Genomic DNA, 11,728 nt, shown 5'->3' on the forward strand with positions numbered 1-11,728 from the left:
TCTTACATCAGCAGGTGTTCGCCTGCGTTGTCGCCGCCCAGCGTGACGTAGTTGACCTTGCGGATGTCCATCAGCGTGCGGCCGCCCGCGTAGCTGATGGAGCTCTGCACGTCCTGCTCCATCTCGACCAGCGTGTCGGCCAGCTTGCCCTTGATGGGCTCGAGGATGCGCTTGCCCTCGACGTGCTTGTATTCGCCCTTGTTGAAGTCGCTGGCCGAACCGTAGTACTCCTTGAAGAGCACGCCGTCGACCTCGACGGTCTTGCCGGGCGACTCCTCGTGGCCCGCGAACAGCGATCCGATCATCACCATCGAAGCGCCGAAGCGCACGCTCTTGGCGATGTCGCCATGGTCGCGGATGCCGCCGTCGGCAATGATCGGCTTGGTCGCCACGCGGGCGCACCACTTGAGCGCCGACAGCTGCCAGCCGCCCGTGCCGAAGCCGGTCTTGAGCTTGGTGATGCAGACCTTGCCCGGGCCGATGCCGACCTTGGTCGCGTCCGCGCCCCAGTTCTCGAGGTCGATCACCGCTTCGGGCGTGCCCACGTTGCCGGCGATCACGAAGGTCTTCGGCAGCTTCTGCTTGAGGTAGCCGATCATGTTCTTCACGCTGTCGGCATGGCCGTGCGCGATGTCGATCGTGACGTACTCGGGCACGAGGCCCTGGGCCACCAGCTGGTCGACGGTGTCGTAGTCGGCCTTCTTCACGCCGAGCGAGATGGAGGCGAACACTCCCTTGGCCTGCATCTCCTTGACGAACTTGACGTTGTCGAGGTCGAAGCGGTGCATCACGTAGAAGTAGCCGTTCTGCGCCAGCCACAGGCAGATCGACTCGTCGATCACCGTCTTCATGTTGGCGGGCACCACCGGCAGGCGGAAGCTGCGTTCACCCAGCGTGACGCTGGTGTCGCACTCGGAGCGGCTCTCCACGCGGCACTTGCGCGGGAGCAGAAGGATGTTGTCGTAATCGAAAATTTGCATGACCAGGCTCCTAGGAAGGAATCGTTGAAGGAAACGAATGAGCGCTTGGTCCGGCCGGCTCCTGCGGTGCGTTCTGCAAATGAAACGCCCACAAAAAACCGGGCGCAAGAAACTTGGGCCCGGTGATTGATTTTACGCGGACTCGCGAAGGCAGGTCTTCCGCTTCTTCATATAACCCGCATACGCCGTGGTTTCTACAATTGGAGGATGTTGTTTAACGATCCCGCGGCTGACGATGGCCATTCCCCGGCGCTGCCGCTGCTCCAGAACCTGAACGCGGAGCAACTCGCCGCGGTCACGTTGCCCGAAGGCAACGCTCTCATCCTGGCAGGCGCCGGCTCCGGCAAGACGCGCGTGCTCACCACCCGCATCGCCTGGCTGCTGCAGACGGGCCAGGTCTCCGCGGGCGGCATCCTCGCCGTGACCTTCACCAACAAGGCCGCGAAGGAAATGATGACGCGCCTGACGGCGATGCTGCCCGTCAACGTGCGCGGCATGTGGATCGGCACCTTCCACGGCCTGTGCAACCGCCTGCTGCGCGCGCACTGGAAGCTGGCGAACCTGCCCTCTACCTTCCAGATCCTCGACACGCAGGACCAGCTCTCGGCCATCAAGCGCCTGATGAAGCAGTTCAACGTCGACGACGAGCGCTTCCCGGCCAAGCAGACCCAGTGGTTCATCGCCGGCGCCAAGGAAGACGGCCTGCGGCCTGACGCCATCGAGGTGCGCAGCGACGACGACCGCAAGAAGGTCGAGCTCTACCGCCTGTACGAAGAGCAGTGCCAGCGCGAAGGCGTGGTCGACTTCGGCGAGCTCATGCTGCGCAGCTACGAACTGCTGCGCGACAACGAGCCGGTGCGCGAGCACTACCAGCGGCGCTTCCGCCACATCCTGATCGACGAGTTCCAGGACACCAACCGCCTGCAGTACGCGTGGATCAAGATGCTCGCCGGCAATACCGTCGAGGGTCGCTTCGTGCCCGGCCAGCACAACAGCGTGATCGCCGTGGGCGACGACGACCAGAGCATCTACGCCTTCCGCGGCGCGCGCGTGGGCAACATGACCGACTTCGTGCGCGAGTTCGACGTGCGCCACCAGATCAAGCTGGAGCAGAACTACCGCAGCTACAGCAACATCCTCGACTCCGCCAACGAACTCATCGGCCACAACAAGAAGCGCCTGGGCAAGAACCTGCGCACCGACCAGGGGCCGGGCGAGCCCGTGCGCGTGTACGAGTCGCCTACCGACCTGGCCGAAGCCCAGTGGATGGTCGAGGAAATGCGCCAGCTCGTGCGAGACGGCTACGAGCGCAAGGAAATGGCCGTGCTCTACCGCAGCAATGCGCAGAGCCGGGTGATCGAAACGGCGCTCTTCAATGCCTCCGTGCCGTACCGTGTGTACGGCGGATTGCGCTTCTTCGAGCGCGCCGAAATCAAGCACGCGCTGGCCTACTTGCGCCTGCTCGAGAACAAGGACGACGACACCAGCTTCCTGCGCGTCGTCAACTTCCCGCCGCGCGGCATCGGTGCGCGCACGCTGGAAACCCTGCAGGACGCCGCGCGCGCAGCCAACCGTTCGCTGCACGACGCGGTGAGCGTGGTCGGCGGCAAGGCCGGCGCCAACCTCACGGGCTTCGTCGCCAAGATCGACGTGCTGCGCGAGCAGACCCAGGGCGTGAGCCTGCGCGAGATCATCGAACTGGTGCTCGACCACAGCGGCCTCGTCGAGCACTACAGGGCCGACCGCGAAGGCGCCGACCGCATCGAGAATCTGGAAGAACTCGTGAACGCGGCCGAGAGCTTCGTCACGCAGGAAGGCTTCGGCCGCGACGCTGTGGCGCTGCCTGTCGACGAACTGCGCCAGTCCCCCGCGAGCCAAGGGCTCGACCCGAACCGCCCGGTGCTCGACGAGCCGCTCGCGCCCGATGCCGAAACGGGCGAAACGCTGAGCCCGCTGGCCGCCTTCCTCACGCATGCCGCGCTCGAATCGGGCGACAACCAGGCGCAGGCGGGGCAGGACGCGGTGCAGCTCATGACGGTGCACGCCGCCAAGGGCCTGGAGTTCGACTGCGTGTTCATCACCGGCATGGAAGAGGGCCTGTTCCCGCACGAGAACTCGATGAGCGACTTCGAGAGCCTCGAGGAAGAGCGCCGCCTGATGTACGTGGCGATCACGCGCGCCCGCAAGCGCCTGTACCTGAGCCACTCGCAGACCCGCATGCTGCACGGCCAGACCCGCTACAACGTCAAGAGCCGCTTCTTCGACGAACTGCCCGAAGGCGCCCTGAAATGGCTCACGCCGAAGAACCAGGGCTTTGCGCCCTCGGCCTTTGGCTACGGTGGCGGCTACGGAAGCACGCGCGGTGGTGCCGGCGGTTACGGTGGGGGCTATGGCGGCGGTTCAGGAGGCGGCGGTGGCCGCGACAAGGACACCTTCGCCAGCCCGCCCGTGCCGCCACAGAAGACGGCGCCCTCGCACGGCCTGCGCTCGGGCATGCAGGTGTTTCACAACAAGTTCGGAGAAGGCACCGTGACCGCGCTGGAAGGCACCGGGGACGATGCGCGCGCCCAGGTCAAGTTCGCGCGTCATGGCGTGAAGTGGCTGGCGCTGTCGGTGGCCAAGCTCACGCCGATCTGATGATGAGCTGATTCCGGCGCTGCCGGGGAGCGCCGTTCCGGCGGCGCTCAGTCCGGCTTGAAGGTGTCGCGGAAGGTGAACCAGTTCGACGCCTGCGTCATCGCGGCGAGCGTCAGCACCGTGCCGAGCATCAGGATATTGCCAGCGGTCATCGCGCCGGTGTCCGAGCCCAGCGAGCCCACGCCGATCACGATGGTGCCGACCAGTGCCGCCGCCAGCAGGCCGAGCAGCAGCACGCCGCACCATGCCAGCCAGTACAGCGCGTAGGCGCCGAAGTTCTTGAACATCGCGACTAGGCTGAAGAAGATGCTCTTCACCGGCTCCACCCGATGCCAGTGAACCAGCGCGGGCGCATGCCAGATGGCCGCGATCAGCGGCAGCGTCAGGCACATCTGCAGCAGGTTGGCCAGCTGGAAGCGGCTGCTTTCCATCACTTCCTTCGCGGGAGCCTCGCCGGCGAAGTAGCTGCGCATGAACTGGCCGCCGTCGACCAGTGCGGTCACGAACACCGTCAGCAGGCAGTACACCGCCGAGATCACGCCCAGCACTGCCAGCGAGCGCCATTCAGCCCGCATGGCCTGCGCCACCGACAGGAACATCAGTGCGCCGGTGGGCTTCCTGGGGCCGACCGCGCCGGAGCCGTCGTCGGCGGCTGCCTTGTCGCTGGCCGAGGCGTCGGCCACCGAGGCCGCGACCATGAAGCCCAGCGTGGAGAAGGGCAGGAGCACGAACGGCAGGAACCTGCCGATCACCGGCAGCTGGGAGATGGTCGAGATCAGCGCCATGAACATCAGGAACAGCGAGACGAAGGCCAGCGGCTGCCGCCAGAAGTTCCTGAGCCCGAGGCGGACCCATTCCACGCCGGTTCGCGCCGGCACGAGGTTGAGTTTCATGTGTGAAGTTCAGGCAGCCAGCAACGGCTCAAGGGCCTGCGCCATGGCGTGCGGATGGGTGGCGCGCTCGCGCAGCACGCGCTCGAAGTGCGTGGGGTCATGGGGCTTGAGCATGCTCGCCTCGCGCGGCAGATGGAAGTCCCAGAGGCGGGAAATCCAGAAGCGCAGCGCCGCGGCGCGCAGCATCGCGGGCAGCAGGGCGCGCTCGGCCGCGTTCAGCGCGCGCACGGACTCGTAGGCCGACAGCAGCGCGTCGGCGCGCTCAGGGTCGTGGCGGCCGGTCGGCAGGTCGATGGCCCAGTCGTTCAGGCACACGGCCAGGTCGAACAGCCAGGTGTCGGTGCCGGCGAAGTAGAAGTCGAACACGCCGGTCAGGCGCGGGGCGGCATCGGCTTCGCCGTCGGTCGCGAACATCACGTTGTCGCGGAACATGTCGGCGTGCACCGGGCCTCGCGGCAATGCCGCATAGGCCGACGACTCGGCGATGTGGTTCTGGTAGGCCAGCTCGGCGCGCAGCAGGGCGGCCTGATGCTCCTCGATGTACGGCAGCACCACCGGCACGGTTTCGTTCCACCAGGGCAGGCCGCGCAGGTTCGGCTGGATGCGGGGGTAGTCGCGCCCTGCGAGGTGCATGCGCGCCAGCATCGCGCCCAGTTCGGCGCAATGCGCAGCCGTCGGCGCCAGCTCGCTGCGGCCCGAGAGCTTCTGCACCACTGCCGCGGGCTTGCCGGCCACGACGTGCAGCAGGTCGCATGCTGCCTCGGCGGGTACGGGCGGCTGGCCCTTGCGGGGCTTCTCACCGGCATCGGGGCTGGCGGCCGGCACGGGGGCGGGCACCGGCAGGCCGGCGTCCGCCAGGTGTTTCATCAGACAAAGGTAGTAAGGCAGCTGCTCGGCGCTCAGGCGCTCGAACAGCGTCAGCACGAACTCGCCGGACTCGGTGGTCGCGAAGTAGTTGGTGTTCTCGATGCCGCCCTCGATGCCGCGCAGCTCGCGCAGCGGGCCCAGGCCCAGGCTCTGGACGAGCGCGTCTGCCTCGCCGAAGCCGACTTCGGTAAAAACTGCCATGGCGGTACTCAGCGCCGCATTGCTGCCGCGAAAACCAGAACGGAAGACCTCATTGCGGTCAGAACTTCAGCACGTTCCAGACGCGGGGGCCGTTGGCGCCCGTTTCGCTCGAACCCTGGCGGCCCGTGGCGGCGTCGGCCGGCAGCACCTCGTAGCCCGGCATGTTCGACTTGGGCTTGACGTTGATGCTCTGGGTGCGGCCGCCGTAGCGGACTTCGTCGACCGAGGCGCCGCTGTCCTCGGTGTGGATGTTTTCCACCTTCTGGTTGCGTCGACCCTCGGCCTTGGCCTGCTCCTGATTCGGGAGCGCTTCAGCAGGGGCTGCCGCGGGGGCGGGCGTGGCCTGCTGCTGCGCCTGCACGGCGGCAAAGGGGGTTGCGAAGGCCAGCGCCAGCAGGATGCGGCGGGCGACCAGGAGTGTGGAGCTAGGCATGCATGCATTGTAGGCGCGCGCCCGGTTCCGGGGCGTCGGTTGCCACCTCGTGGCGTCGTGGTTCCGGGCGCTGCTCCGGGCACGGCAAAATGCCCCGATGACCGACAAGAAAACGCTGCTGCTCGTGGATGGCTCGAGCTACCTCTACCGCGCCTTCCACGCCATGCCCGACCTGCGGGCCGTGCCCGGCGACCCGAAGAGCCCGGCGACCGGCGCCATCCGCGGAATGATCAACATGATGACCGCGCTGCGCCGCGAGGTGCGCGCGGACTACGCAGCCTGCATCTTCGACGCGCCCGGCAAGACCTTCCGCGACGACTGGTACCCCGAATACAAGGCCAACCGCTCGCCGATGCCCGACGACCTGCGCAGCCAGATCGACCCCATCCACGAAGTGGTGAAGCTGCTCGGCTGGCCCGTGCTCAGCGTGCCCGACGTGGAGGCCGACGACGTCATCGGCACGCTCGCCAGGGTGGCGGCCTCGCAGGGCGTGGAGGTCATCGTCTCCAGCGGCGACAAGGACCTGAGCCAGCTGGTCGACGAGCACATCACCATCATCGACACGATGAACGGCAAGCGGCGCGACGTGGCCGGGGTCACGGCCGAGTTCGGCGTGCCGCCCGGCCTGATGATCGACTACCAGACGCTGGTGGGCGACTCGGTCGACAACGTGCCCGGCGTTCCGAAGGTCGGCCCCAAGACGGCCGCCAAGTGGCTGCTCGAATACGGTTCGCTCGACGCGCTGCTGGAACGCGCGGCCGAAGTGAAGGGCGCCGCGGGCGAGAACCTGCGCCAGGCCATGGAACAGCTGCCGCTGAGCCGGCGCCTCGTGACCATCCGCACCGACTGCGATCTCGACGGCCACGTCACCGGCCTGCCCTCGCTCGAAGGCCTGCCGGTAGGTGCGCCGCAAACGGCCGAACTCAAGCCGTTCTACGAGAAGTTCGGGTTCAAGAGCCTGGTCAAGGCGCTCGAGGCGCAGGCCGTGCCGCCCGAGCTGATCGAGGAGAGCCTGAAGAAGAAGGCGGCTTCCGCGGGCGCCGGCACCGACCAGGGCGGCCTGTTCGACGAGCCCTCCGACATGCAGGCGCTTGAAGCCGCTTCGCCCGCGAGCAACCTGAAGTACGACACGATCATGAGCTGGGAGCAGTTCGACGCCTGGCTCGCGAAGCTCGAGGCGGCCGAGCTCGCCGCGATCGACACAGAGACCACCTCGCTCGACGAGATGGTCGCGCAGATCGTCGGCGTCAGCTTCAGCGTCACGCCCGGCGAGGCCGCCTACATCCCGCTCACGCACAACTATCCCGATGCGCCCCAGCAGTTGCCCATCGACGAAGTGCTGGCGAAGCTCAAGCCCTGGCTCGAGAACGGCGCGAAAAAGAAGCTCGGCCAGCACATCAAGTACGACCGGCACGTGTTCGCCAACCACGGCATCGAGGTGCAGGGCTACGCGCACGACACCATGCTGCAGAGCTACGTGCTCGAGGTGCACAAGCCGCACGGCCTCTCCAGCCTGGCAGAACGCCACCTGGGCCGCAGCGGCATCTCGTACGAGGACCTGTGCGGCAAGGGTGCGCACCAGATCCCGTTCAGCCAGGTCGACATCGCGAAAGCCGCCGAATACTCGTGCGAGGACAGCGACCAGACCCTCGACGTGCACAACACCCTGTGGCCGCGCCTGCAGGCCGACGAGAAGCTGAGCTTCATCTACCAGCTCGAGATGGATTCGAGCGAGGCGCTCTACCGCGTGGAGCGCAACGGCGTGATGATCGACAGCCCCACGCTGGCTGCGCAGAGCCACGAACTCGGCAAGCGCATCATGGAGCTGGAGCAGGAGGCCTACGAAATCGCCGGCCAGCCCTTCAACCTCGGTTCGCCCAAACAGATCGGCGAGATTTTCTTCACCAAGCTGGGCCTGCCCGTGGTCAAGAAGACGCCGAGCGGCGCGCCCAGCACCGACGAAGAGGTGCTCGAGAAGCTGGCGGAAGACTATCCGCTGCCGGCCAAGATCCTCGAGCACCGCAGCCTGTCGAAGCTCAAGGGCACCTACACCGACAAGCTCGGCCAGCTCGCCAACCCGCGCACCGGACGCGTGCACACGCACTACGCGCAGGCCGTGGCCGTCACCGGCCGGCTGTCGAGCAACGACCCGAACCTGCAGAACATCCCGATCCGCACGCCCGAAGGCCGGCGCGTGCGCGAGGCCTTCGTGGCGCCGGCGGGCAGCGTGATCGCCAGCGCCGACTACTCGCAGATCGAGCTGCGCATCATGGCCCACATCAGCGGCGACGAGTCGCTGCTGCGCGCATTCACCGAGGGCATCGACGTGCACCGCGCCACGGCCGCCGAGGTGTTCGGCTCCACGCCCGACCAGGTGTCGAGCGAGCAGCGCCGCTACGCCAAGGTCATCAACTTCGGCCTGATCTACGGCATGAGCAGCTTCGGCCTGGCAAAGAACCTCGGCATCGAGAACAAGGCCGCGGCCTCGTACATCGAGCGCTACTTCGCGCGCTACCCGGGCGTGAAGGCCTACATGGACGAGACCAAGGCGCTCGCCAAGGAGCAGGGCTACGTCGAGACCGTGTTCGGCCGGCGCCTGTACCTGCCCGAGATCAATTCGCCCAACGGCCCGCGCCGCGGCGGCGCCGAGCGCGCGGCCATCAATGCGCCGATGCAGGGCACGGCGGCCGACCTCATCAAGCTCAGCATGGTGAAGGTACAGAACGTGCTTGACGAGGAGAAGCGCGCCACCCGGATGATCATGCAGGTGCACGACGAACTGGTGTTCGAGGTGCCCGAGGCCGAGGTCGAATGGGTGCGCACCGAGATCCCGCGCATCATGGCCGGCGTTGCCTCGCTGAAGGTGCCGCTGCTGGCCGAGATCGGCGTCGGGCCCAACTGGGACAAGGCGCACTGAAAGAGAGAAGAGAACAGCAAGAAGAAGAGAGCAGGGAACGAACAAGGACGAGACAACCAGTCAGCCACAGAAGAAAGAACCGCAAGAACATGAACCGATTCCCGCACCGCAAATTCCTGCTCGCCGCCGTCTGCGCCGCGTTCCTGGGCACAGCCTTCGCGGCGCCCGACGCGAAGATCGCCGCGCTCGCCGCGAAGGAAAAGCCCGCCCTGCTCGACACGCTGAAGGAGCTGGTCTCCATCGAGTCCGGCAGCCGCGACCTCGACGGCCTCGAGAAGATCTCCGACCTGATTGCCGCGAAGTTCAAGGCGCTGGGCGGCGAGGTCGAGCTGATCGACCCTAGCGCCGAGGCCTACCGCATGGAAGACACGCCCGAGAAGATCGGCCGCGTGGTGCGCGCCACCTTCAAGGGCACGGGCAAGAAGAAGATCCTGCTGATCGCGCACATGGACACGGTCTACACCGTGGGCATGCTCAACAAGCAGCCCTTCCGCATCGACGGCGACAAGGCCTACGGCCTGGGCATCGCCGACGACAAGCAGGGCGTGGCCGTCATCACGCACATCGTGTCGATGCTGCAGTCGATGAAGTTCAAGGAATACGGCACGCTCACCGCGCTCATCAACGGCGACGAGGAAATCAGCTCGCCCGGCGCGCGCGCGCTCATCACCCGAATGGGCAGCGAGCACGACGCGGTGCTGTCCTTCGAGGGCGCCTCCGTCAAGGACGACAAGCTCTCGCTCGCCACCGCGGGCATCGCCTCGGTCACGCTGAACGTCACCGGCAAGGCCTCGCACGCGGGCTCGGCGCCCGAGCTGGGCGTGAACGCGCTGTACGAACTGTCGCACCAGATCCTGCAGATGCGCGACCTGTCCGACCCGGCCACGGGCCTGAAGATGAACTGGACCATCTCGAAGTCGGGCACCAACCGCAACGTGATCCCGGCCAGCGCCACCGCCGCGGCCGACGTGCGCGTGCTGAAGGTCAGCGACTACGACCGCATCGAGCAGCAGGTGAACGAGCGTGTGAAGAAGCAGCTCATTCCCGAGGCCAAGGTCGAGCTGAAGTTCGAGCGCCGCCGTCCGCCGCTGGAGTCTTCCGACGCCTCGATCGCCATGGCCCGCCATGCGCAGCAGATCTACAAGGACGAGCTCGGCCTGCCGCTGGGCGCCGACGACAAGGCAGCCGGCGGCGGCACCGATGCCGCCTTCGCCGCGCTCAAGACCAAGGCGCCGGTGGTCGAACGCTTCGGCCTGCAGGGCTTCGGCGCGCACTCGGCCGATGCCGAATACGTGCTGGTCAATTCGATCGAGCCGCGCCTGTACCTCGGCACGCGCATGGTCATGGACCTGGCCCGCGGCAAGGCTTCCTCCGGCAACTGACACACCAGCCGCCGCTCGCGATGCGCCTGCGCCACATCGAGGTCTTCAACGCGATCATGCTCACGGGCAGCGTGAGCGCGGCGGCGCGGCTCATCAACATCACGCAGCCGGCGGTCAGCCGCACGCTGCAGCATGCCGAGCTGCAGCTGGGCTTTCCGCTGTTCCAGCGCGCCAAGGGGCGGCTCACGCCGACCACCGAGGCGCTCACGCTGTATCCGCACATCGAGCGGCTTTTCGCGCAGCTCGACGAGGTGCAGCGGCTCGCCTCCAACCTGCGCACGGCGGGCGACACGGGCGAGCTGCGCATCCTGAGCGTGCTGGCGCTGAGCTACGACATCCTGCCGCGCGCGCTCAAGGCCTTCCGCGAGAAGCATCCGGGCTACTCCATCACCGTGGAGTCGCTGCACTCGCCACAGATCATGTCGGCGCTGCTGCTGCAGGAGGCCGACGTGGGCTTCGCCTTCAGCCCCGCGGTGCATCCCTCGCTCACGCAGGAGACGCTGGCCGACAGCCGCATGGTGTGCATCGCGCCCAAGGGCATGCTGCCGCGCGCGCTGGTGCGCAGCGGCGCGGTGGCGCTGCAGGACCTCGTCGACCGGCCGGTGATCGGCCTGGACAGCCGCGACCCCGTGGGCACCAGCCTGAGCCAGGCCTGCCGGCAGGCGGGCGTGGGCTTCCAGCAGGCGGTGGTCACGGTGCAGACCTACCACGCGGCGCTGGCCATGGCGCACCACGGCATCGGCATCGCGCTGGTCGACGGCTGCACTGCGCGCTCGGCCGACCGCGAGAAGGTCGATCTGCTGAGGCTGGAGCCGCACATACCGGTGCCGATACGCGCGCTGCGTTTCGCGGCGCGGCCCGACTCGGTGGCGGTGCGCGGCATCACGCGCTGCATGCGCGAGGCGATCGAGCAGACCGTCTGAGAACCGTGGGGCGAAAGCCTGCCGGGCCATAATCCGGCGCCATGCACGCCTTCCGAACCTTCCGCTCGCTGTACCGCCTGGTGCTCGCGTGGTTCATGGCGTCGCTGCTGATCGCGGCGGCTTCGCCGATCGTGCATCCGCAGGCCATCGAGCTGGTGTGCTCCAGCGCCGGTGCGGTCAAGGCCATCGTGCAAGGCGACGATGGCCCGGTCGAAATGGGCACCACCGCCATGGACTGCCCGCTGTGCCTGGTCTCCGTGCCGCTTCCCGTGACGGCGCAAGTCACGCTGCCGACGCCGCTGCCGCTGGGCCGCGCGCTGCAGTCCATTCCAGCCGCCCGCATCGCGGCGGCCACGGCCTCGCCGCTCCCCGCGCGCGGGCCGCCGACGCTCTCCTGACACCGTTTCCTCCTTCACTCGTCGCCGCCCGGCAAGCACCGGCGGCGCGGTGAGCTTCCGGTCGTCATGCGGCAGGCGTTGCTGTTCGGGCACGCCG

9 protein-coding genes are annotated in these 11,728 nt (G+C 67.4%); 5 read left to right on the forward strand and 4 right to left on the reverse strand.

Features of this window, described 5'->3' with window-relative positions:
- Nucleotides 1-2 precede the first annotated feature (2 nt).
- On the reverse strand, nucleotides 3-980 hold the full coding sequence (locus SFB74_RS09475; protein WP_432730536.1) for a GMP reductase: 978 nt from the start codon (nucleotides 978-980) through the stop codon (nucleotides 3-5).
- Nucleotides 981-1,187: 207 nt separating this feature from the next.
- On the opposite strand from SFB74_RS09475, the gene SFB74_RS09480 reads away from it, so the two are divergent.
- Nucleotides 1,188-3,617, forward strand: coding sequence for a UvrD-helicase domain-containing protein (locus SFB74_RS09480; RefSeq protein ID WP_432730537.1), 2,430 nt, complete (start codon nucleotides 1,188-1,190; stop codon nucleotides 3,615-3,617).
- 47 nt (nucleotides 3,618-3,664) lie between these two features.
- On the opposite strand, the gene SFB74_RS09485 is transcribed toward SFB74_RS09480, so the two are convergent.
- Genes SFB74_RS09485 through SFB74_RS09495 form a run of 3 tightly spaced genes read right to left on the reverse strand, consistent with a single transcriptional unit; the run spans nucleotide 3,665 to nucleotide 6,011 of the window.
- Nucleotides 3,665-4,510 (reverse strand): BPSS1780 family membrane protein, encoded by an 846-nt coding sequence (locus SFB74_RS09485; RefSeq protein WP_432730538.1) that lies wholly within the window; start codon nucleotides 4,508-4,510, stop codon nucleotides 3,665-3,667.
- 9 nt (nucleotides 4,511-4,519) lie between these two features.
- Nucleotides 4,520-5,578 (reverse strand): homoserine kinase, encoded by a 1,059-nt coding sequence (locus tag SFB74_RS09490; protein WP_432730539.1) that lies wholly within the window; start codon nucleotides 5,576-5,578, stop codon nucleotides 4,520-4,522.
- A 58-nt stretch (nucleotides 5,579-5,636) separates the two neighbouring features.
- Nucleotides 5,637-6,011 (reverse strand): hypothetical protein, encoded by a 375-nt coding sequence (locus SFB74_RS09495; protein ID WP_432730540.1) that lies wholly within the window; start codon nucleotides 6,009-6,011, stop codon nucleotides 5,637-5,639.
- Nucleotides 6,012-6,108: 97 nt separating this feature from the next.
- Here SFB74_RS09495 and polA point away from each other — a divergent pair, with 97 nt between their 5' ends.
- From polA to SFB74_RS09515, 4 genes are all read left to right on the forward strand, one after another.
- Complete coding sequence (gene polA / locus SFB74_RS09500) at nucleotides 6,109-8,928, forward strand: DNA polymerase I (RefSeq protein ID WP_432730541.1); 2,820 nt, start codon at nucleotides 6,109-6,111, stop codon at nucleotides 8,926-8,928.
- 89 nt (nucleotides 8,929-9,017) lie between these two features.
- Entirely contained in the window at nucleotides 9,018-10,310 is a 1,293-nt protein-coding gene (locus SFB74_RS09505) for a M20/M25/M40 family metallo-hydrolase (RefSeq protein ID WP_432730542.1), read from the forward strand.
- 20 nt (nucleotides 10,311-10,330) lie between these two features.
- Nucleotides 10,331-11,233, forward strand: coding sequence for a LysR family transcriptional regulator (locus SFB74_RS09510; RefSeq protein ID WP_432730543.1), 903 nt, complete (start codon nucleotides 10,331-10,333; stop codon nucleotides 11,231-11,233).
- A 41-nt stretch (nucleotides 11,234-11,274) separates the two neighbouring features.
- A complete protein-coding gene (locus SFB74_RS09515; RefSeq protein ID WP_432730544.1) occupies nucleotides 11,275-11,631 on the forward strand; it encodes a DUF2946 family protein in 357 nt (118 codons plus the stop codon).
- Nucleotides 11,632-11,728: the final 97 nt, after the last annotated feature.

Origin of the sequence: Variovorax xiamenensis, assembly GCF_050916385.1 — a bacterium.
In the GTDB taxonomy this organism is placed as follows: domain Bacteria; phylum Pseudomonadota; class Gammaproteobacteria; order Burkholderiales; family Burkholderiaceae_C; genus Variovorax.